At 64.0% G+C, this 19292-nt stretch carries 21 protein-coding genes and 2 pseudogenes; 6 read left to right on the top strand and 17 right to left on the bottom strand.

All coding sequences use genetic code 11. The annotated features are described in order from the left end of the window. Positions 1 to 131: 131 nt before the first annotated feature. Together SO139_RS01595 and SO139_RS01590 are read right to left on the bottom strand one after the other, a co-directional pair. Positions 132 to 860 carry an SDR family oxidoreductase gene (locus SO139_RS01595; protein ID WP_449377645.1) on the bottom strand — a complete coding sequence of 243 codons (729 nt, stop codon included), beginning with the start codon at positions 858 to 860 and terminating at the stop codon, positions 132 to 134. 55 nt (positions 861 to 915) lie between these two features. Next, positions 916 to 1602 (bottom strand): DNA-3-methyladenine glycosylase I, encoded by a 687-nt coding sequence (locus SO139_RS01590; RefSeq protein ID WP_449377646.1) that lies wholly within the window; start codon positions 1600 to 1602, stop codon positions 916 to 918. Between the two features lie 162 nt (positions 1603 to 1764). On the opposite strand from SO139_RS01590, the gene SO139_RS01585 reads away from it, so the two are divergent. Further along, positions 1765 to 2592: a metallophosphoesterase family protein gene (locus SO139_RS01585; protein WP_449377647.1), complete on the top strand. Its 828-nt coding sequence runs from the start codon at positions 1765 to 1767 to the stop codon at positions 2590 to 2592. Here the strand turns inward: SO139_RS01585 and SO139_RS01580 are convergent. The 4 genes from SO139_RS01580 to SO139_RS01565 all read right to left on the bottom strand — a co-directional run bounded on the left by SO139_RS01580 (position 2531) and on the right by SO139_RS01565 (position 4866). Then, entirely contained in the window at positions 2531 to 3016 is a 486-nt protein-coding gene (locus SO139_RS01580; protein ID WP_449377648.1) for a Crp/Fnr family transcriptional regulator, read from the bottom strand. The two genes, SO139_RS01585 and SO139_RS01580, sit on opposite strands and share 62 nt — an antisense overlap. A 109-nt stretch (positions 3017 to 3125) precedes the next feature. Further along, positions 3126 to 3857 carry a di-trans,poly-cis-decaprenylcistransferase gene (locus tag SO139_RS01575; RefSeq protein WP_449377649.1) on the bottom strand — a complete coding sequence of 244 codons (732 nt, stop codon included), beginning with the start codon at positions 3855 to 3857 and terminating at the stop codon, positions 3126 to 3128. A 30-nt stretch (positions 3858 to 3887) separates the two neighbouring features. Beyond that, the gene (locus SO139_RS01570; RefSeq protein ID WP_283038759.1) at positions 3888 to 4262 is read right to left on the bottom strand and encodes a transcriptional regulator; all 375 of its coding nucleotides are present in this window, start codon (positions 4260 to 4262) and stop codon (positions 3888 to 3890) included. Further along, positions 4249 to 4866 (bottom strand): hypothetical protein, encoded by a 618-nt coding sequence (locus SO139_RS01565; protein WP_449377650.1) that lies wholly within the window; start codon positions 4864 to 4866, stop codon positions 4249 to 4251. Before SO139_RS01565 ends, SO139_RS01570 begins: the two co-directional genes overlap by 14 nt. Positions 4867 to 5068: 202 nt before the next feature. On the opposite strand from SO139_RS01565, the gene SO139_RS01560 reads away from it, so the two are divergent. Continuing rightward, entirely contained in the window at positions 5069 to 6307 is a 1239-nt protein-coding gene (locus tag SO139_RS01560; RefSeq protein ID WP_449377651.1) for a S1C family serine protease, read from the top strand. Between the two features lie 192 nt (positions 6308 to 6499). Here SO139_RS01560 and SO139_RS01555 read toward each other — a convergent pair whose 3' ends face one another. The 4 genes and pseudogenes from SO139_RS01555 to SO139_RS01540 all read right to left on the bottom strand — a co-directional run bounded on the left by SO139_RS01555 (position 6500) and on the right by SO139_RS01540 (position 9198). Next, complete coding sequence (locus SO139_RS01555) at positions 6500 to 7243, bottom strand: DUF899 domain-containing protein (RefSeq protein ID WP_449377652.1); 744 nt, start codon at positions 7241 to 7243, stop codon at positions 6500 to 6502. A gap of 15 nt (positions 7244 to 7258) precedes the next feature. Beyond that, positions 7259 to 7591 (bottom strand): annotated as a pseudogene (locus SO139_RS01550) (SRPBCC family protein); the annotation flags it as partial. An 11-nt stretch (positions 7592 to 7602) separates the two neighbouring features. Continuing rightward, complete coding sequence (locus tag SO139_RS01545; RefSeq protein ID WP_449377653.1) at positions 7603 to 8052, bottom strand: ArsR/SmtB family transcription factor; 450 nt, start codon at positions 8050 to 8052, stop codon at positions 7603 to 7605. Positions 8053 to 8223: 171 nt separating this feature from the next. After that, positions 8224 to 9198 (bottom strand): Bug family tripartite tricarboxylate transporter substrate binding protein, encoded by a 975-nt coding sequence (locus SO139_RS01540; RefSeq protein ID WP_449377654.1) that lies wholly within the window; start codon positions 9196 to 9198, stop codon positions 8224 to 8226. A gap of 103 nt (positions 9199 to 9301) precedes the next feature. Between SO139_RS01540 and SO139_RS01535 the strand changes: the two genes are divergently transcribed. Next, positions 9302 to 9730: a VOC family protein gene (locus tag SO139_RS01535; protein WP_449377655.1), complete on the top strand. Its 429-nt coding sequence runs from the start codon at positions 9302 to 9304 to the stop codon at positions 9728 to 9730. Between the two features lie 116 nt (positions 9731 to 9846). Here the strand turns inward: SO139_RS01535 and SO139_RS01530 are convergent, their stop codons facing one another. The 3 genes from SO139_RS01530 to SO139_RS01520 all read right to left on the bottom strand — a co-directional run bounded on the left by SO139_RS01530 (position 9847) and on the right by SO139_RS01520 (position 14093). Next, entirely contained in the window at positions 9847 to 10941 is a 1095-nt protein-coding gene (locus SO139_RS01530; RefSeq protein ID WP_449377656.1) for an HD-GYP domain-containing protein, read from the bottom strand. A 378-nt stretch (positions 10942 to 11319) separates the two neighbouring features. Continuing rightward, positions 11320 to 13605: a xanthine dehydrogenase family protein molybdopterin-binding subunit gene (locus tag SO139_RS01525; RefSeq protein WP_449377657.1), complete on the bottom strand. Its 2286-nt coding sequence runs from the start codon at positions 13603 to 13605 to the stop codon at positions 11320 to 11322. Next, the gene (locus SO139_RS01520; protein WP_449377707.1) at positions 13602 to 14093 is read right to left on the bottom strand and encodes a (2Fe-2S)-binding protein; all 492 of its coding nucleotides are present in this window, start codon (positions 14091 to 14093) and stop codon (positions 13602 to 13604) included. The genes SO139_RS01525 and SO139_RS01520 overlap by 4 nt, the downstream gene beginning before the upstream one ends. Before the next feature lie 467 nt (positions 14094 to 14560). Between SO139_RS01520 and SO139_RS01515 the strand changes: the two are divergent. The 3 genes and pseudogenes from SO139_RS01515 to SO139_RS01505 form a co-directional block, all read left to right on the top strand. Beyond that, positions 14561 to 14692: pseudogene (locus SO139_RS01515) on the top strand (alpha/beta fold hydrolase); the annotation flags it as partial. A 72-nt stretch (positions 14693 to 14764) separates the two neighbouring features. Further along, positions 14765 to 15103 carry a hypothetical protein gene (locus SO139_RS01510; protein WP_449377658.1) on the top strand — a complete coding sequence of 113 codons (339 nt, stop codon included), beginning with the start codon at positions 14765 to 14767 and terminating at the stop codon, positions 15101 to 15103. 215 nt (positions 15104 to 15318) lie between these two features. Next, the gene (locus SO139_RS01505; RefSeq protein WP_449377659.1) at positions 15319 to 15990 is read left to right on the top strand and encodes a dienelactone hydrolase family protein; all 672 of its coding nucleotides are present in this window, start codon (positions 15319 to 15321) and stop codon (positions 15988 to 15990) included. Between the two features lie 130 nt (positions 15991 to 16120). On the opposite strand, the gene SO139_RS01500 is transcribed toward SO139_RS01505, so the two are convergent. From SO139_RS01500 to SO139_RS01485, 4 genes are all read right to left on the bottom strand, one after another. Beyond that, complete coding sequence (locus tag SO139_RS01500; RefSeq protein WP_449377660.1) at positions 16121 to 16786, bottom strand: SGNH/GDSL hydrolase family protein; 666 nt, start codon at positions 16784 to 16786, stop codon at positions 16121 to 16123. 210 nt (positions 16787 to 16996) lie between these two features. Beyond that, positions 16997 to 17689 (bottom strand): polysaccharide biosynthesis/export family protein, encoded by a 693-nt coding sequence (locus SO139_RS01495; protein ID WP_449377661.1) that lies wholly within the window; start codon positions 17687 to 17689, stop codon positions 16997 to 16999. 282 nt (positions 17690 to 17971) lie between these two features. Beyond that, positions 17972 to 18628: a peptide-methionine (S)-S-oxide reductase MsrA gene (gene msrA / locus SO139_RS01490; protein ID WP_449377662.1), complete on the bottom strand. Its 657-nt coding sequence runs from the start codon at positions 18626 to 18628 to the stop codon at positions 17972 to 17974. A gap of 135 nt (positions 18629 to 18763) precedes the next feature. Then, complete coding sequence (locus SO139_RS01485) at positions 18764 to 19081, bottom strand: hypothetical protein (RefSeq protein WP_027527813.1); 318 nt, start codon at positions 19079 to 19081, stop codon at positions 18764 to 18766. Positions 19082 to 19292: the final 211 nt, after the last annotated feature.

The raw sequence follows: 19292 nt of genomic DNA, 5'->3' as shown, positions 1-19292 counted from the left end.
ACGTCCGAGGCGATCGGTTGCGTCCGCCGTGCTCGTGGCATGATTGGGGCGACATCGAGATGGCAGTCGCACGTGGTCCAAAACGCGGCGGCGGTTGCATTCTCAAGAGGCGGCTAAAGATCAAGACGCGTCTAGAGATCGAAATTGGTCGGCAGCATGACCACATCGCGAATGGTCATGCCACGCGGGCGCGTCAGCATGAACATCACCACATTGGCGACCTCGCTGGCTTCGAGCAGGCTTCCGGAGGCCCTCGCTTCCTCCAGCTTCTCCGGCGGCCAGCCCGCGATCAGTGCGGTGATGACGGGACCGGGCGAAATCGATCCCACGCGGATGCCGTGCTTGATCACCTGGCGTCGCACGGTCTGCACGAAACAGTTGATCGCCCATTTGGACGATGCATAGACCGGCTCCCACGGTGTCGGAAAATGCGCCGCGAGCGAACTCGTGATGATGATGTCACCCGTCCGGCGCTCGATCATGTGAGGCAGCACGTCGTGGACATTCTTCATCACGACGTTGACGTTCAGGTTCAGCATCCGGTCGATCGCGATGCTGTCGGCCTCGACGAGATCGCCGCCAATGTACGTGCCCGCATTGGCGTGCAGGATGTCGAGCTGACCGGTCTTCTCCAGAACGCGCGGCAAGAGCGTGGCGCACTCCCTCGGGTCCAGCAGGTCGATGACGAGCGGGATCGCGGCGTCGCCGTGCCTGTCGCAAATGGCCTTCAGGGCTGCGGCGTCGCGGTCGACCAGCACCACGCGCGCGCCTGCGGCCAGCATCGCCTCGGTGCTCGCCAGGCCAATGCCCGACGCAGCCCCTGTCACGACGGCAACCTTGCCTTCCAGATCTCCTGCCATGGGCGCTTCTCCCTTGCTGGGCGCTTCTTCAGGCGCCCGCCGTGGCGCGGGGCCGTCACTCCCCGCGGTTTTCCCCGACCGATAACGCGCAGATGCGCGAGAGGTGCGTGTAGGGCAGGCCCGTCTCATTGGCCCAGGCATTGAACTGCGCCTGCACCTTGGCGAGATCGCCCTTTGACTTCACCTCCTCGGCGATGTCGAGGCCGGCATCGCGCAGGCACGCGACGACGTCCCTGGAGGTGACGAAGCCGTCCCAACCGACGAAGCGCAGCAGCATCTGGCCGGTGTTACCGCCCAGCCGGCTGCCACGCTTGGCAAGCAGATCGAGCAGGCCGACCTCGTCCGAAGCCGGCCATTTCGCCAGAAATTTTCCGAAGCTGCCATGCTCCTTGGCGATCTCCTGCACGAAGGTGGCATTCTCGCGCACCGACAGGATCTTTGCACCGTTGCGCACGATGCGGGCGTCGCGCATCAGGCCTTCCCAGTAGTCCTCGGGCTGAAAGGTCAGCTTGGCCGGCTGGAAGTGCAGGAAGGCCTGCTCGAAGCCGTCCCATTTTGAGTGGATCACGCTCCAGGCAAAGCCGGCGCAAAATACCCGCTTCGTCATCTCCGCGAGAATGCGATCGTCAGGCAGCTTTGTCAGCGCCTTTGCATCGGGCTTCGCCGGCAGGAGCTTCTCGAGCTGCTTGGGCCCGCCCTTGCGCTTCTCGGCGCGGGCGCGAATGGTCTTGAACGAGGTCATGCGATCACCTGCCATGAGGCCGCGCTACGACACCAGACTTCGCCGGGGAGGTCCAGCCCTTGCCAATTTGCCGCGGCTGCGGGCCGGCCACGCTGGTCTGCTTCTTGCTTTTCCGATGCGGAATTCCCGCGTTTTCTCATTTTCTGACCTGACGGATTTTCAATGCGCTGCCTGGTCGTCGCCGACCTACATTACTCGCTGCCGCAGCTCGACTGGCTCGTCAGCGCGGCGCCGCAATTCGACCTCGTGATCTTCGCCGGCGATGCGCTGGACATCTCCTCGCAGGTGGATTTTCGCGCGCAGATCGTGGTGGTGAAAAAATACCTCGCGATGCTGGCGCGTCAGACGCGCGTCATCCTGTGCTCGGGCAATCATGACCTCGACGAGCGCAGCGCCGAGGGCGAGAAAATCTCGCGCTGGATCACGGAGGCCCGCGAGCTCGGCATTGCCTGCGACGGCGACGACCTGAGGATCGGCGACACGCTGTTCACGGTCTGCCCGTGGTGGGACGGCCCGGTGGTCAAGGCGCGGATTGCCTCGCAACTGAGCGAGGCCGCCACAAGACGACCGCAGCGCTGGATCTGGGCGCATCACGCGCCACCTGCGAATTCGCCGACGAGCTGGGGCGGCAAGCGCTTCTTCGGTGACGTCGATCTGGTGCAATGGATCGCGCAGTATCAGCCGACGATGGTGATCTCCGGCCATGTGCACCAATCGCCCTTCATCACCGACGGCGCGTGGTACGACCGGCTCGGCACCACCTGGGTGTTCAACGCAGGCCTCCAGCATGGCCGGCCACCGACCCACATCGTGCTCGATCTCGACGCGGGCAAAGCGTTCTGGCTAGCGGCAGGCGAAGCGCAATGTATCGATCTCGATGCGGCCCTGCGGCGGCCCGCGTCGGCAGTCGCCGAGCCGCCGGACTGGCTCACATTCTTGGATCGGATTGCCGATCCGAGCCTGGCGAAACCTCCTGCGACGGCAGGTTGATCATGCTTTGCAGGACGTCGCCGACCATCGCCAGATGGTTGCCTTGCCCGGCATATTGCCGCTTGAGATCGGCAAGATAGGTGTTGGCGACGTTGAGCCGCTGCGCCAGCATACGCGCAAGCAGAAGCGCGACCTCGGGCTCCTGGATCAGGAACGAGGCGGCATCGTCGAACTCGTAGATGACGGAATCGGCGCAGGCGCGCACCGTCGCGGTGTGCGGCTGTTGGAGCAGTACCGACATCTCACCGAATACGGCGCCGGGCTCGGCGATGGTCGCAACCACGGTGCCGCCCTTGATCACCTCGAGCTTGCCTTCCATCAGCACGTAGAGATGCCCCGAGGCGCCGCCCTCGGTCAGGATCAGCGCGCCGGCTGCGACCCGCCGCTCCGTTCCGCTCCTGCAATAGTCCAGCACCGCGCGCATGTTGATATCCCCGTCCGTGCCAGACTAGGCACCGATGCGATCGGCGTCGAAGGGATAAAAGCGGCGAAGCTGCTCAACTTTTCGGCATCAGTGGCCATACCGCATCGCATCACAGGCTCGGCGCCGGCTCCAGCGGCAAGGACTGCAAGCCACCGAAGCGGCGTTCGCGCCGATGGAAGGAGGCCAGCGCCTCGGCGAGATCGCTGGCCTCGAATTCGGGCCACATCCGCTCGGTGAAATGCAGTTCGGCATAGGCGCCCTCCCACAGCAGGAAGTCCGACAGGCGCTTTTCGCCGGAGGTGCGGATGATGAGATCGACATCGCGCAAGAACGCTTCGCCGGTGACGAGCTGCGAGAAGGCCTCTCGGGTGAGGCTCGTCAGCGCGGCCGCCTTGGCGGCGGCGTTGAGGATGGCGTCGCGCGCCGAATAATCGACGGCGATGCGCAAATGCAGCGCTTTGCCGTGGGCGGTTGCGCGCTCGGCGCCGGCGATTGCCGCGGCAATGCCCTCGGGCAGGCGGTCGCGACGGCCGATCACCGAGAGCCGGACGCCGTTCTTGACCAGGCTCTGCACCTCGTTGGCGAGATAGAAGCGTAGCAGCGTCATCAGGGCCGCGACCTCGGCCCTCGGCCGGCGCCAATTGTCGGTCGAGAACGCATAGAGCGTCAGGGTGCCGATGCCTTGCTTGGGTGCGGCTTCGACGATGCGCCTGATCGTCTCGACACCGGCTTCGTGGCCGCGGACGCGCGACAGGCCGCGCCGCGTCGCCCACCTGCCATTGCCGTCCATGATGATGCCGACATGAAGCTTGTCGTTTGCCTGCGTGACGTCACTTTGCATTGCAAAGTCTCCGATCAAAAAAGGGGGGGGTCAGGTCGAGATGATGCCGAGGCGGCCGAGCGGCGGCGCCTCGCGGCCGGCGGCCTTGGCGGCATCGCGCACCAGGCGTTCGAGCACGGTGAGATAATCGAGGAACCGGCGGCGGCCGGCCTTGGTCAGCCGGCAGGTGGTGTGGGGACGGTTGCCTTCGTAGCCTTTGGTCACGTCGACGAGGCCGGCCTCCTGCAGCACGGCGAGATGCCGGCTGAGATTGCCGTCGGTCAGGCCGCAGAGCTGCTTGAGATCTGCGAAGGCGAGCCCCTTCGGATGCGCCATCAGCGAGGTCAAAAGGCCGAGCCTTGCCTTTTCATGGATGACGCGATCGAGCCCCTCATAGGAGAAGGGTGCACTTTCAATCTTCGACATCATGGTCTCCGGACGCAACATAGAGAATGCCGGCCATCAGCGACTGCCCGATTACGAAGGGCAGCCCCATGGTCCAGGGCGAGAGCGTGTGAGTCTGGCTCGCCAGCACGACGATCACAAAGCCCGACACGAAATACCAGGCGCCCGCCAGCGCGACACTGCGCGGCAGCGAGCGGACGGAAGCGAAGATGCCGAGCGACACCAGGACCTGCCACAGGCCCGGCAACAGCCAGAGCGTTTCGGCCGCGAACTTCCACAACACCACCGCGAGCAGCACGCCGGCAACGCCAGCCGGCAGGAACTGCTCGATCGCCTGGTGAATCATGACATCGGCAAGACCGGAGTGATGGCGGCGCGAGCGCGCGCGCATCTCGATCCAGATAACGAAGCCCGAGAGGCCGGCCGCAAGACCCCAGCCGAGGAAAAAGGCAAGCGGCTGAGCGCTCGGATCGTCAATAAACCAGTATTGCAGGATGGTGGTGATGAGCGCGAGCGCGCCGGTTGCGACCATCGTCGCGGGACCATAGCCACGAAAGGCGGTGCCGGCTGCGATCTGGCTGCGGATCGCCACGATATCGGCCAGCGCCTTATCGAGATCGCGCATCTGCAACGTCGAACCTCGCTACACCCGCGGACCCCATCCGGGGGCGTCGTTTACTTTGTAATGCAAAGTATACCGTATCGCAAAGTAAAAGCAAGGGCGCCGTCATCCAACCGGGCGACGGCCGGCGCCGAACAACTGCCGGTTGCGCCAAACCGGGTCGTACGGGTAAGGTGTCGAACGAGAAGCGTTCCGGGGCTTTGCAATGTTGAAGTGGGCAGTGGCATGCGTGCTGCACATCGTTCTGATCGGGGTTGTCAATGCCGCGGGGCCGTTCGGATCCGTCAATATCGGCAATTGGATCGGCGGCGCGTTCAGCAATGATGAGTCCGGCGCGTTCTCTCATTGCGCAGCGACGGCGCCGTATGCCAACGGCGTCATTCTGGTCGTCGCCCAGAATGCAGCGGGCTCGTGGCTGCTGAGCTTCGCCAGTCCCGGTTACAAGTTCAACAAGGACGAGAACGCCGCGATCGACGTGACCTTTGACGGCCAGGAGCAAGCGCGCGTGTTTGCCACAGCCAATCGATCCGACATGCTGACCGCGATCATGCCGCCGAACGTGGTGCGGTCGTTTCAGAAGGCGAGCCTGATGGTCGCGACGGCCGGCCGCACCGTCCTGCAATTCCAGTTGACGTCGAGTGGGCCCGTGATCGCGGCGCTGGCCAATTGCGTCACCAAGGTGAAGGCCGACGGGCTAAGCAAGGCCGGCGATTTCACCAAGGTCGCGGCGAAGCCGGCGCCCGCTGACAAGCAGGCGCCGCCCAGCGGCAAACCGGGCAAGACCGGAAGCTACAGCGGCACAGGCTTCGTGGTCAGTGGCAGCGGTCACGTCGTCACCAACAATCATGTGATTGACGGCTGCGTCGGGGACATCAAGGGCAATCTCACCGGCGAAGCGAGGATGGTGCTGCGCGTGGTGTCGCGCGATGCGGTCAACGATCTGGCGCTGCTGCAGGCGCCAGCGACGGCGACGTTCAAGGACTTTGCCAAGATCCGCGATCGTTCAATCCGCTCCGGCGATTCCGTCGTGGCGATCGGCTTTCCATATCATGGCCTTTTGACCTCCGACTTCACGGTCACGACGGGCATCGTGAGTTCGCTCAGCGGCATTCTCAACGACACCCGTCACCTACAGATCAGCGCGGCCGTCCAGCCAGGCAACAGCGGCGGCCCGCTGTTCGACACGTCCGGCCAGTTGATCGGCGTGGTCGTGTCGAAGCTCGATGCCAGGATGCTGATGAGGGCGACGGGAACGATCCCCGAAAACATCAACTTCGCGATCAAGACCGGCGCGATGCGCGACTTCCTCGACAATTCCGTCGTGCCCTACCAGACCGCCGAGCCGAAGGGTGAGCTCAAGACCACCGACATCGCCGGCAACGCCCGCGCCTATACGATGCTGATCTCGTGCACCGGGACGGAGCAGGCCGACGCAAAGCGATAGGTTTGCTGCGCGTTGCCGCAACAAGCGCGACTGTCATTCCCCGCGAAGGCGGGGAATCCAGTACGCCGCGGCCTTTCCGTACTCGTCACGGCCTCTGGAATACTGGATCGCCCGCTTTCGCGGGCGATGACACTGTGGATGTGGACGGCGCCTTGCCACAAGCGTCGCTGAAGACCCAGCAACCCGACCAGCTCAGCCATGGCAGCACGCCGCCTTTGCTGCATCAGGCTCGTACTGGTCGCGTAGCCGCACCCAGTCCATCGGATAGGGCAGGCCTTCCTCGTGACGACCGAGCGGGGTGAGATCGAGATACTGGTAGGCCGCGTTCATCATGTCGAGACCGCGGGCAAAGCACGAGTAAGTGTGAAAGACGGCGCCAGTCTCGTCGCGGAAGAACACGCTGATGCCGGGCAGCTCGGGGCCGTAGAACGGCGTGGTGCCGAAATTGTATTTCGGCTCGCCGTTGTCGATCTCTTCGCGCGTAAACGTTACGCCAAAGTCATGGTTGAAGTCATTGTCATTGTCGCCCGAGGACACCCAGTCGAACGTCCAGCCCATGCGCTTCTTGAAGGCCTCGAGCTTGGCAACCGGCGCGAGCGAGATCGCGACCATGGCGGTATCGCGCGCGGCCAGATGTGGCACCATGCGCTCAAAACCGTCGGCCCAGAACGAGCAGCTCTTGCAGGCCGCCTCCCAATCGGGCGCGAACATGACATGCTGCACGACGAGCTGCGGGCGCCCCTTGAAGAGGTCGGCAAGCGTCACCTTGCCGTTCGCGCCGTCGAACACGTAATTCTTGTCCACCTTGATCCAGGGAAGGTTGCGGCGCTCCTCGGCGAGACGCTCGCGCGCTTTGCTGAACTCTTTCTCATGCGCCAGGTGCGCCTTGCGGGCAACGATCCACTCCTGGCGGGAAACGATCTGATGTTGCTGCATGATGAACTCCGTTGATCAGGCGACGAAGGCGTCGAGCTTGTCGAAGAACGAGCTCCAGCCGCGTTGATGGTTGTCGCGTGCGGTTTCGTCGAAGAACTGGGCATGATGGAAGATCATCAGCGTGCCACCGTTGTCGGGCTTGAACGTGATGGTGACGAGCGACTCGCGTTCCGGCGTCGAGTGCCAAGCCCAGGAGAACACCAGCCGCTCGTTCGGCACGACCTCGCGGTAGGTCCCCCCGGCCTCGAAATATTCGCCGTCGTCGCGGGTGAAGCTGATCCGGTAGCGGCCGCCGGTACGGACGTCGAGGTCGGCCTGCACCGTCGCGGGCTTCATGTTCGGCGGGCCGAACCACTGCGCTAGCTGCTCTGCCTGCGTCCACGCGGCGTAGACCCTTTCCGGCTTCGCGCGGAGCCGGCGCGTGAGGGTGAGGCTTGGACGTTCGCCGGCGCGGGCTGCGGCTGCTTGGTTGACGGCCATGGGTCTTCCTCCACAAAAGCTGCAAGGCGATCGAAATTGTCGGACCAGAAGCGCGCGTAGCGATTGAGCCAGTTCATCGCCTGCTCCATCGGCTGCGCGGTGAGCCGGCAGGCGACCGTCCGCCCGGTCTTCTCCCGCACGATCAGGCCTGCATCCGACAACACCTCGAGATGCTTCATGATTGCGGGCAGCGAGATCGAAAACGGCGCGGCCAGTTCGCTGACCGACAGGCCGTCCTCCTCGCCGAGCCGTGCCAGCAGCGCACGCCGCGTCGGATCGGACAACGCCGCAAAGGTTCGGTCTAGCGTCTCGCTCTGATACTTAACCATGTGGTTTAGTATAGGTGGAAGCAGCCTGCCGTCAAGCGGGAACGCGCATATGGAGGTCCGCACGACTGCGTGATTGCGCGCTCGCCTAAAAATCGGTTCCGGAACGCAAATGAAAAAAGCCCCGCCTCGCGGCGGGGCTTCGTCAGCGTCGACATGCGCGAGCCGGTATCGCTACTCGACCTTCAGGCCGGCGAACTCGACGACCTTCTTCCACTTGTCGGTCTCGGCCTTGATCATGTCGCCGAACGCATCCGGCGTCTGCACGAGCGGCTCGCCGCCGAGCTCGACCAGGCGCTTGGTCATGTCGGGCTCTTTCATGATTGCGTTGATCTCGCCGTTGAGCTTGGCGATGATCTCCTTCGGCGTGTTCTTCGGCGCGCCCATGCCGAACAGCGCACTCGCCTCGTAGTTCGGGACGGTCTCCGCGATCGCCTGCACGTCGGGTAATTGCGAGGAGCGCTCGGCCGTGGTGACGCCGAGCGCGCGAAGCGAGCCAGAGCGGATGTGCTGGATGATCGAGGGCATGTTGTCGAAGATCACCTGCACCTGGCCGCCCAGCATGTCGGTGATCGCGGGCGCCGCGCCGCGATAGGGCACGTGCTGCATCTTGCAGCCGGTCATCGCCATGAACATCTCGCCCGACAGATGCACCGAGGTGCCGTTGCCCGAGGAGGCCATGTTCACCTTGCCGGGATTGGCCTTCACATATTCGATAAATTCGGCGACGTTCTTCGCCGGCACGTCCTTGTTCACGGTCATCACGTTCGGCACACGCTGGAACGACGCTACCGGCGCGATGTCGCGCACGAAGTTGAACTTCAGATTGGCGTAGAGCGAAGCGTTGATGTAATTGGCCGGATTGACCAGCAGCAACGTATAGCCGTCGGGCTCGGCATTGACGACGGACTCCGTGCCGATGTTGTTGCCGGCGCCGGGCTTGTTCTCGATCACGAATTGCTGGCCGAATTTTTCCGACAGCCGCTGGCCGATCAGCCGCGCCAGGATATCGGTGGCGCCTCCCGGCGGATAGCCGACGACCCATTTCACCGGCCGCGCCGGATAATCCGCCGCAAAGGCCCTCGAGAGCGGCGCGGTTGCAAGCGGACTGGCGGCAAGCAGGCCCAGCGCAGTGCGGCGTGTGATCATCTGAAATCTTCTCCCAGTTTGTTGTTCTTGATGGCAGCGCGTTGTAACAAAGCCCGCCACCGACGAGAAGTGCGCTACCCGCATCGCGACGAAAGGATAAGGCATGTCCGTCAAGGTTCAGGCCCTCGATCACCTCGTCGTCAACGTCGCCGACGTCGCGCGCACCGCCGAGTGGTACCGCAAAATCCTCGGCATGGAAGTGAGGGTGTTCGACCCCGGCGGCGGCAAAGCGCCGCGGACGTCGCTTCAGTTCGGCAACCAGAAGATCAACGTCCGGCCGCGCGATGCCGACAAGGTTGAGTGGTTCACCGCGGACCATGCGACCGCCGGCAGCGAGGATCTGTGCTTCCTCACCACGGCCACCCCCGACGAGGTGGTGGCGCATCTGACGGCGCATGGCGTCGCGATCGAGGAAGGCCCGGTGGCCAGGCAGGGCGCCCGCGGCACGCTGCGCTCGGTCTATTGCCGCGATCCGGACGGCAGCCTGGTCGAGATTTCGTCGTATGAGGACGGCGGCCGGCAGAATTCGTAGGGTGGGTTAGCCCCGCGGCTGCGCGAAGCGCAGTCCGCTAGGCGTAACCCAACATGGCTGCAGGCGGTGGTGGGTTGTGCCTCGCTAACCCACCTAAGGCCGCGGAGAATGTTTCGTCAGAACGATCCCAGCGCGACCGGGCGGAAGGCCTGCACGAGCTGCTGGTCCAGCTTGCCGCCCATGCCCTCCAGCATCGCGAAGGCGCGGGAGTGGGTGAAGGGCAAGCGGTAGGCACGCTTCTCGACCAGTGCCGCGTAGATGTCGACGATGGTCGTCAGGCGAACGATGTCGCTGATCTGGTTCGAGGAGAGCTTGTTCGGATAGCCACTGCCGTCGAGGAATTCGTGGTGGTGCAGCACGACATCGAGCATTTCCGGCGGGAAGCCGCCTTGCTCGGCGAGCGCTTCGTAGCCGCGGCGCGGATGCTGGCGGACCTCGTCCAGCTCCTCGTCGGTGAGCTTGCCGGGCTTGTCCAGAAGCTGTGTCGGCACGAAGGCCTTGCCGACGTCGTGCAGCAGCGCGGCGCGAGTCAGGCGGCGCTGGTCGTCCTCGCGCATGCCGAGATGCTGCGCGAAGGCGACTGCAAAGCCGGTGACGAACAGACAGTGCCGGTAGCTGCCGACATGGTGGCAGCCGACGGTGGTGAGCCACTCGCGCAGCGAGGAATGCTTGATCGCCTTGAGGATCTTGTTCTCGGCGGCGACGACGTCATCGAACGTCAGGGGCACGCCGAGCGGCAGTTTCTCGAACATTTTCGCCAGCACGCCGTGCGCCGCCTCGACGCCGCGGTTCAGCGTCTTGCCGCGATCGCTGGCGTCATAGGTGGTGGTGTCCGGGAACGCGGCACGGATGCGCTGCAAAATGGCCTCGGGTTGCAGCGGCCGCGAGATCGTGTCGGTGGCGCCCAGCGCCCAGGCCTGCATGGTGCCGTGGTGGAGCGCATCCGCCAGCACGAACAGCCGCGGCATCGAACGATAGGCGTCGCCGCGCAGCTTGTTGCGCACCCGCTGCACGCTCTCGGACGAGCGCAGGTTGATGTCGACGATGATGCCGGAGAGATCGCGCGCCGGCTGCTCGGGGATCTCCTGGGTCGAGACCGTTGCGACCTCGCCGACCGACTGCAGGATATGGGCAAGCTCACTGCTCTGGTCGCTGCGGTCGGAGGCCAGCAAGAGCCTGCGTTTGGCGGCGGGTTTGGCTGAGGCGGTCATGGCTTCCCCAAAAGCAACTGAAACAGGCAACTGAAAAGAGCACTGCGCTCGACTGCACCACCCTAGCGGCATCAGGTTCTCCGGCCCTTAATGCGCGTGCTGAACGGGAACCTGCGGGGTTTGTTCAAATTTGAGGGATCTTGCCGAGGTGCCTAGAGACAGTGGACGTCACCAAACTCACCGCCGTCATCGTCCGGCTTGACCGGACGATCCAGTACTCCGAGACGGCTGTGATTCAATCGAGAAGCCGCTGCGTACTGGATGCCCCGCCTGCGCGAGGGCATGACAGCGAATGTTCGGAGCAGCATACCGATCAACAAAAAATCCGCCGGAGGCTGCCCCTCCGGCGGATCGTCTCGATTGCAATTTGCGGCGAGCTTACGCCTTCATGTTCGCCTTCACGGCCTCGGCCGTGATCGGCAGGCTGCGGACGCGGGCGCCCGAGGCGTTGAAGATGGCGTTGCCGATGGCCGGGGCGACCACCGTCACTGCGGGCTCGCCGACGCCGGTCGCCTTCTCGCCATTGGCGATCACGGCAACCGCGACCTCCGGCATCTGGCTCATGCGAAGGGGCGTGTAGCTGTCGAAGTTGGTCTGCTCGATGCCACCGTCCTTCAGCGTCGCCTTCTCGTACATCGCAAGCGACAGGCCCCACAGCGCCGCACCCTCGACCTGGGCGCGGATGTTGTCGGGATGCACCTGCGTGCCGACGTCGGTCGCGACCGTGAGCTTCTTCACAGTCACCTCGCCCGAGGGCGCAACGGCGACGTGGGCGACGCACGCCGTCCAGCTTGCGGTGGCGCGCTCCTGCGACGACACGCAGGCCACGCCCATGCCTTCACCCTTGGGGAGCTTCTTGGTGCCGTAGCCGGCAAGGCCCATCGCGGCGAGCAGCGTGTTGCGCAGCCGCTGCGCGCCGCCGTCATTCTTGCCCGCGCCGTCGAGCAGCGAGATGCGGAGCTGGGCGGGATCCTTGCCCGTCGCAGCCGCGATCTCGTCAATCATGCTTTCGACGGCCCAGAAGGTCCAGCCCGGTGCCACCGAGCGGAGCTGACCGGACGGGGTGGCGTTGTGCGCCATCTCGTTCTTGATCGCCCGCACATAATGGTTGGGTACGGTGTAGAAGAAGTCCGACCCGTTCACCGTGAAGGAGTCCAGCGGACCCTTCTTGTCGACCGAGGGCGTCAGGAAATCGGGAATTCCCCAGCGCGCGGTCGGCCAGGCCGAAACCACGTCGTGGCTGATCGCAACGATCTTACCGTCGCCGTCCACGCCGGCCTTGACCTTTTGATAGGTGAGCGGACGCGAGAAATCCATCGTCATGTCGTTCTCGCGCGAGTAGATCACCTTGACCGGCTTGCCCACGGCCTTGGCCGCCTGCACCGCCGGCACCATCATGTCGGCATCGAGTCGCCGGCCGAAGCCGCCGCCGAGCCACATCTGGTGCATGACCACGAACTTCGGGTCGATCCCGGCCGCACCGGCGGCGATCGCGCCGGAGCGCGTCGCGAACTGATTGCCGGAATAGATGTGCAGGATCTCGCCCTTGAACTCCGCGGTGGCGTTCATCGGCTCCATTGGCGCGTGGATGTTGATGTTGGTGGTGTACTCCGCCTCCAGCACCTTGGCCGCCGAGCCGAACGCCGCCGAGGGATCGCCGTCCTTGACGAAGTACTGGCCGGAATCGTCGAGGCCCTGGAGCCGCTTCGCTTCGTCCAGCAACGACTGGCTCGACAGCTTCGCGTTCGGACCGCCGTCATAGGCGATCTTCAGCGCATCCGCCGCCTTGCGGGCCTGCGCGTAGGTGTTGGCCACCGCGACGACCCAGCCCGAGGTGGTCTGCGTCTTGTCGTCGATGATGACCGCCTTGATGAAGCCCGGCATCTTCTTGGCGTTGCTGTCGTCGACCGATTTCACCGTGGCGCCGAAGCGCACCGGTGGGGTGACGACCTTGCCGTAGGCCATGCCGGGCAGCATGACGTCGATGCCATACTTGGCCGTGCCATTGGTCTTGGAGGGAATGTCGAGCTGCGGCACCGACACGCCGATCATCGTGTATTGATCCGGCGTCTTCAGCGCGATCGCCTTGAGCTCGTCGGCCGTGAAGGTCTTCGTCGCCTTGCCGCTCTTGACCACGTCGGCAAAGCTCATGTGCTTCTTCGACTTCGCGTGCGAGATCACGGAATCGCGCACCACGAGCTCGCCTGCCGGCACGCCCATCGCGGTCGCGGCAGCGTCCGTCAACGCCATGCGACCCGCGGCACCGGCGCGACTCATCGCGTCGAAGTTCATCATGGTCGACCAGCTGCCGCCGGTGATCTGTGCGCCCAGTACGGGGTCGTTGAACTTCGGATCGTTGGACGCGAGCTGCACCCGCATATCTTTCCAGCTGGCCCCCAATTCCTCGCAGACGATCTGCGCCATGGTGGAGGCGATGTGCTGGCCCATGTCGGCCTTGCCGCAGGTCACGGTGACGAGACCATCCGGCGCGATCGAATACCAGACGCTCGGCTCGAAATTGGCGGGCGCGGCGGCAAGCGCGTGGTCGATGCCGGGAACGCCGGCATAGCCGAGCACGAGACCGGTCGCCGCGGTGCCGACCAGGAACGAGCGGCGGCTGAGATCAGTCGCCTCGGGAGTGACGTTCTTCACGTGCTGATTCATGTGGGCCTCCGCTCATTGGCGGAAGCGGACGCGGTGCGCATCTCGGTTGCCGCACGCATGATCGCCTTCTGGATCCGTGAATAGGTCATGCAGCGGCAGAGATTGCCGTCCATGTGCGCGACGACTTCTTCCTTGGTCGGGTTGGGGTTCTTCGCCAGCAGCGAAGCGGCCTGCATGATCTGCCCGGACTGACAGTATCCGCATTGCGGGACCTGCTCGGCGATCCACGCCTTCTGCAAGGGATGGTCGCCCTTGGCGGAGAGACCTTCGATGGTGGTGATCTTCTTGCCGGCGACGTCGCCGACCATGGTCTGGCACGAGCGAACGGCTTCACCGTTGACGTGCACGGTGCAGGCGCCGCACAGACCGGCACCACAGCCGAATTTCGTGCCGGTCATCTGCAATTGCTCGCGGATCGCCCAAAGGAGCGGCGTATCGTTTGCCGCATCCACGGACATACTCCGCCCGTTGATGGTGAGAGTTGGCATGGTTTCTTCCCCTGCCGGTGCATGAAGCCGCTTACGGCGGCAACTTGTCTGACCGACACCCACCGGGCTGGCGTCGGCCTTGGACGCAAGAATGATCGCGTTCGTTTGCGGAGGCAAATGCAATTTGGAATCGATCGAAACAAACGTGATGCACGCATCACCTTTGTGCGTCGCGACAGGACCTTGATGCAAACCGGCTGACGGAATAAGCGGCAAAATTCGTGCGACGCATGCATGCCATCGCGGCATGCCCTCAAGGATCTGCAAGTATCCTCGAAGTAACCTGGCACGCCAGGATGTCCGAAGCAGGCGAAATTCGTAGGGTGGGTTGGCCGACGAACTCCCGTGGTTCAACAAGCGCCGCAGGAAGGCGTAACCCGCCACGCCGCTGGTGAGAAAAAATGTGGTGGGTTACGCTGCGCTAACTCACCTGCAAATCAGCGCGATGCCATCGATCGATCGGGACGTCGCTGATCGTGGTCGGCGCCGACGACACGCCGTTCCTCGCAGCGTCCGACTACATGGCGGCAAAAACCCCCGGCGCACACAAGGTCGTGATACCCGCGGCCGGGCACGCCGTGAACATCGATCAGCCGTAGGCTTTTGTTGACGCGATGGTTCCCTTCCTGAAAAATCTGCCGCGCGAGGTGCGCCGCGAAGGGACCTAAACGATGAAGTCGACGACTGTGGCGGGATTGGCAATCGCGCTAGGCATGATGACGGCCGCGGCGCACGCGGAGCAATGGGCGCCGCCGCGCCTGCCCTTCGTCATGACATTATCGAACACCACGCCGCTGGCCTTCGGAATGGATGCCGCCCAGGCAGCGCATGCGCTGGGCCAGCCGCTGCAATATGTTCGCGGACGCCCCGGCAACGAGATCTACCTCGCCTTGCGCAATCTCGGCGGCAGCCGGCTCATCCCCTACCGCCACCGCCTGTTCCTGCAATTCCGCCATGGTCGCCTCGCAGGCTGGAAAGAGGACTACGGCGAGAACTGGATGTGGGAGTAAGTGCCACCCCTCATGGTGAGGAGCGCCCACCGGGTCCGCGCGAAGCGCGGCCCGATGGCAGGCTCCGGCGCGTCTCGAACCATGCAGGCCCCGCTTAAGCAACAGGGCCTTCATCCTTCGGGACGCGCGCAAGGGCGCGCTCCTCAGGATGAGGTGAGAGAGCGGAATTTCGGGATCAACAACTCATTCAACAACCAACAACGAAGGACAACCTCGTGGGACATGACATTAAACTGACGGCCTCCGACAATTTCCAGTTCGGCGCCTATCGCGCCGATCCCAGTGCTGCGGCGAAAGGCGCGGTGGTGGTGATCCAGGAGATCTTTGGGGTCAATCATCACATCCGTTCGGTCTGCGATCGGCTGGCCAAGGAAGGCTATGTCGCAATCGCGCCGTCGATCTTCGATCGGACCTCGCCAAACTTCCAATCGGGCTATTCGCCCGACGAGATCGCCGAGGCGCGCAAGTTCGTCGCCAATCCCGACTGGGCGGCAATGTCGCGCGATACGCAGGCCGCGATCGATGCGGTGAAGAGCGTCGGTCCGGTCGGCATCATCGGCTTCTGCTTAGGCGGAAGCATCGCCTATGTCGCAGCGGCACGACTTTCCGGCCTCTCGGCCGCGATCGGCTATTACGGCGGCGCCATCGTGCGCTTTGCCGACGAGAAGCCGAGGGTGCCGACGCAGCTGCATTTCGGCGAGAAAGACGCCGGCATTCCCCTGACCGACGTCGAGACCATCAAGGGCAAGCGGGCGGACGTCGAGGTCTTCATCTATCCGGGCGCCCAGCACGGCTTCCATTGCGACGAGCGCCCAAGCTACGACAAGGCCAGCGCCGATATCGCCTGGCCGCGCAGCATGGCGTTCTTTGCGACGCATTTGAAGTAGCGCGCGCACCCTCTCACCGTCGTCATTCCGGGATGCGCAGACGGACGCAGGCCCGGAATGCTGAGGAGAGAGAACCGCACCGCTCACGCTGCGGGAATCGTGGGGGTGATGAACTGGTCACCTGCCCCATTCACCGTGTCGTACGCGAAAAGATCTCTAAAACCTTGCCAGCCAGGGCGTTGCCGAGATCCGCATTGTTTTGCGCGCAGAAATGGATTCCATCCAGCCCCCCTGTTGAGATCACGCTTCCTGCGTCGAAGAAGTCGACCTTCATGAAGTTGGCGAGAGATCTGTACTGTGTGGCAAGCTCGATCGTCTTCTCGCGCCCGCCCTCAAACATTCCCTGGAGCCAGGGATCGGCTACGGGCGCGAGTGGAGGCGGCGCCACAACGAGCACCCGCGGGGCTCCATAAACCGTGCCTACGCCACCAGTCGACGTGAGCACCTGGCCGACCAGCTTCGACATGCCGACCGCAATGTCATATGACGAGCGATGATAGTAACTCTTCGCATCGTTCGTTCCGAGCATGATGACGACGAGGTCCAACGGAAGATGACTTGCCAGAGCGGAGGGCAGATAGGCGGATCCGTTCAGGCGCGCATCAACGGGATCATCGATCGCCGTCGTTCGTGCGCTCAAACCCTCCTCCACGATTTCGTAATCGGACCCAAGCTTGGAGGCCATGATCCCCGTCCACCGCTCTGGATAGGGAAATCTCGTCGTTGGTGCTCCCTCGCGAACAGCAATCCAACCCCAGGTCAGAGAGTCGCCAAAACACAGGATTCGCCTGGCCATGAGATCCTCGCTCAGTTGAACAAAGGAACGGATGCTGGGGAAGATTGCAGCGAGCACTATGGACGCCGGGTCATCGCCTACCTCCGGCACCCTTCGCTCTCGCCGCTATAGCTCCAGTTAGGCTGATGAACGGCTCTCTCAGCATGTCATACCCGGATGCGTGTGTCAGCACGCAGGCCCGGACTGACGAAGAGAGGGCTGAATGAATTTCTAGAACCAGCGCTCGCCGACGTACACGGTGTCGCCGGGACCGACGGGGGTGCCGAGCGGCACCACGGCGCGCATCGCGCCGCCGGCATCGCTGCGGGTCACCGTGACCACGTCGCGCTTGGCGCGAGGCGAGAAGCCGCCGGCGATCGCCACCGCGCTCTCGACGGTCATGTTCGGCACGTAAGGATATTGGCCGGGCGCGGCGACTTCGCCCAGAATGAAGAAGGGACGATAGGCTTCGATCTCGACCGCCACGGACGGTTCCCGGATATAGCCGTTGCGCAAGCGCGCGGCGATTTCGGAGGCGAGCCCCGCCGTGGTGCGACCGCGCGCCGGCACTCCGCCGATCAGCGGCATGGTGATCGCACCGCCGGCGTCGATCGCGTAGGTGTTGGTGAGACCTTCCTGGCCGTAGACCACGACGCGCAGCTTGTCGCCGGCATCGAGATGATAGGACGCGTCATAGCGCACCGGCGCGGCATAGCCGACCGCTACGGGCGCGGGAGCTGCGGCAAAGGAATTGCGGAGCGCGCTGATGGCGCCGCCACCGGAATTGTCGACCGCAACCGGCTGCGGTCCGGCGGGCTGGCCATAGGCCATGTAGTCGAGATCGCTGCGCGGCTGCGCCACCGCGACTGGACCGACGGTTTGCATGCAGCCGCCAAGGGCAAGCGCGGCGGACGCTGCCAACATCGACAATCGAAACGCGCGCGCAACCCGCACTGGAGCCATCCCTCGAACCGAGATGGCTCCAGTCTTGCACCTGTTATGGTTAATAAAACGTTGAGGGGCGTAGGGCGCGACAATGCGGACAACGGGCACCGTGCGCTCCCTCTCCCGCTTGCGGGAGAGGGGTGGGGAGAGGATGCCTCCGCAATGAACGCTCTTTGAGTGGAGAGAGCCCTCACCCGCATTGCATCTCACGATGCAATGCGACCTCTCCCGCAAGCGGGAGAGGTGCAGCGAGTTCGCGGCTTACGCGCTGACGCCGACGCCGATCGGGCAGGAGACGCCGGTGCCACCTAAGCCGCAATAGCCGGCCGGATTCTTGGCGAGATATTGCTGGTGGTAGTCCTCGGCGAAATAGAACTCGCCGGCGGGGGCGATCTCGGTGGTGATGGCGCTGAGCCCCTTGGCTGCGAGCGCCTTCTGATAGAGTGCCCTGGAGTCGTCAGCCGCCTTCTTCTGCGCACTGTTATAGGTGTAGATCGCGCTTCGATATTGCGTGCCGACGTCATTGCCCTGACGCATGCCTTGCGTCGGGTTGTGGTTCTCCCAGAACACCTTCAACAGCCGCTCGTAGGAGATCTTCTTCGGATCGTACACGACAAGCACAACCTCGGTGTGGCCGGTGCGGCCCGAGCAGACCTCTTCATAGGTGGGATTGGGCGTATGGCCGCCGGCATAGCCGACCGCAGTGATGTAGATGCCCTCGCCGAGCTCCCAGAATTTGCGCTCGGCACCCCAGAAGCAGCCGAGCCCGAACACGGCCTGCTCGAGACCCGCGGGGTAAGGCGGCTTGAGCTTCTGACCGTTGACGAAATGGGTGGTAGCGGTCGGTAAAGGCTCCGCACGGCCCGGCAGCGCCTCGGCTGCGCTGGGGAGTGCAGTGGTCTTGCGCATGAACAGCATGGGTCGGATCTCCGAAACGAGCTGTCCGTCGCCCAAGCAGAGGTGCTTGAGGCGGCGTGCTCGTGATGCCAGGTGAATATAGGCATTTACGCCTGAAGAGGCAGCCCTGTTACGCCGGCGCCATTGCAGGAGCGGTCAGTCCCGCGAATAGCCGATCAGGGGTTTCCGCGGCCGGAACAGGATCATCAGGAGGATCCCGAGAATGCCGAGCACGGCAAAAACCGGCTGATCCAGCACCAGGCGGATCACCGAGGTCCATAGCCAGGGGGCCTTGGCCTCGACCCAGGTCCGGAACGCCTGCTGGCTGGATTGATGGATATCGTTCCAGAACTGGCCGAACCGGGTGAACCGGAGGGTCTGGTCCGCCACCCAGCGGGCGCCGTCATAGACCATGAAGATGAAGCCGCCAGCCAGCAGCAACAGGCCGATCAGTCGGAAAAAGCCGCGGATCATGCATCACCTTAAATGGGCCCGTCCGGCCGGGACGAGGCGAAACGCCGCCAGCCAATACCGGGGCGAGAACGGAAATTCAACCTCGTCAGTACGTTACGGCAGTTCCCGCCCTGACAAAGGCGGCTTTCCGGCCTCCCGAAGCCGTTGACGGTGCCGCAGGCCCCCTCTATAAGGGCGCCAACTGGCGGTGGGCGCAATCCCGCCGCCGCTG

The sequence above is a fragment of the Bradyrhizobium sp. UFLA05-89 genome (genome assembly GCF_059803475.1).
This window is presented reverse-complemented; position numbering and strand designations above follow the sequence as displayed.

Excerpts from the sequence above, each read along its gene's own strand:
- SO139_RS01595 (WP_449377645.1), bottom strand. The coding sequence starts at position 860 with ATGGCAGGAGATCTGGAAGGCAAGGTTGCCGTCGTGACAGGGGCTGCG.
- SO139_RS01590 (WP_449377646.1), bottom strand. The coding sequence starts at position 1,602 with ATGACCTCGTTCAAGACCATTCGCGCCCGCGCCGAGAAGCGCAAGGGC.
- SO139_RS01585 (WP_449377647.1), top strand. The coding sequence starts at position 1,765 with ATGCGCTGCCTGGTCGTCGCCGACCTACATTACTCGCTGCCGCAGCTC.
- SO139_RS01580 (WP_449377648.1), bottom strand. The coding sequence starts at position 3,016 with ATGCGCGCGGTGCTGGACTATTGCAGGAGCGGAACGGAGCGGCGGGTC.
- SO139_RS01575 (WP_449377649.1), bottom strand. The coding sequence starts at position 3,857 with ATGCAAAGTGACGTCACGCAGGCAAACGACAAGCTTCATGTCGGCATC.
- SO139_RS01570 (WP_283038759.1), bottom strand. The coding sequence starts at position 4,262 with ATGTCGAAGATTGAAAGTGCACCCTTCTCCTATGAGGGGCTCGATCGC.
- SO139_RS01565 (WP_449377650.1), bottom strand. The coding sequence starts at position 4,866 with ATGCGCGATCTCGATAAGGCGCTGGCCGATATCGTGGCGATCCGCAGC.
- SO139_RS01560 (WP_449377651.1), top strand. The coding sequence starts at position 5,069 with ATGTTGAAGTGGGCAGTGGCATGCGTGCTGCACATCGTTCTGATCGGG.
- SO139_RS01555 (WP_449377652.1), bottom strand. The coding sequence starts at position 7,243 with ATGCAGCAACATCAGATCGTTTCCCGCCAGGAGTGGATCGTTGCCCGC.
- SO139_RS01545 (WP_449377653.1), bottom strand. The coding sequence starts at position 8,052 with ATGGTTAAGTATCAGAGCGAGACGCTAGACCGAACCTTTGCGGCGTTG.
- SO139_RS01540 (WP_449377654.1), bottom strand. The coding sequence starts at position 9,198 with ATGATCACACGCCGCACTGCGCTGGGCCTGCTTGCCGCCAGTCCGCTT.
- SO139_RS01535 (WP_449377655.1), top strand. The coding sequence starts at position 9,302 with ATGTCCGTCAAGGTTCAGGCCCTCGATCACCTCGTCGTCAACGTCGCC.
- SO139_RS01530 (WP_449377656.1), bottom strand. The coding sequence starts at position 10,941 with ATGACCGCCTCAGCCAAACCCGCCGCCAAACGCAGGCTCTTGCTGGCC.
- SO139_RS01525 (WP_449377657.1), bottom strand. The coding sequence starts at position 13,605 with ATGAATCAGCACGTGAAGAACGTCACTCCCGAGGCGACTGATCTCAGC.
- SO139_RS01520 (WP_449377707.1), bottom strand. The coding sequence starts at position 14,093 with ATGCCAACTCTCACCATCAACGGGCGGAGTATGTCCGTGGATGCGGCA.
- SO139_RS01510 (WP_449377658.1), top strand. The coding sequence starts at position 14,765 with ATGAAGTCGACGACTGTGGCGGGATTGGCAATCGCGCTAGGCATGATG.
- SO139_RS01500 (WP_449377660.1), bottom strand. The coding sequence starts at position 16,786 with ATGGCCAGGCGAATCCTGTGTTTTGGCGACTCTCTGACCTGGGGTTGG.
- SO139_RS01495 (WP_449377661.1), bottom strand. The coding sequence starts at position 17,689 with ATGTTGGCAGCGTCCGCCGCGCTTGCCCTTGGCGGCTGCATGCAAACC.
- msrA (WP_449377662.1), bottom strand. The coding sequence starts at position 18,628 with ATGCTGTTCATGCGCAAGACCACTGCACTCCCCAGCGCAGCCGAGGCG.
- SO139_RS01485 (WP_027527813.1), bottom strand. The coding sequence starts at position 19,081 with ATGATCCGCGGCTTTTTCCGACTGATCGGCCTGTTGCTGCTGGCTGGC.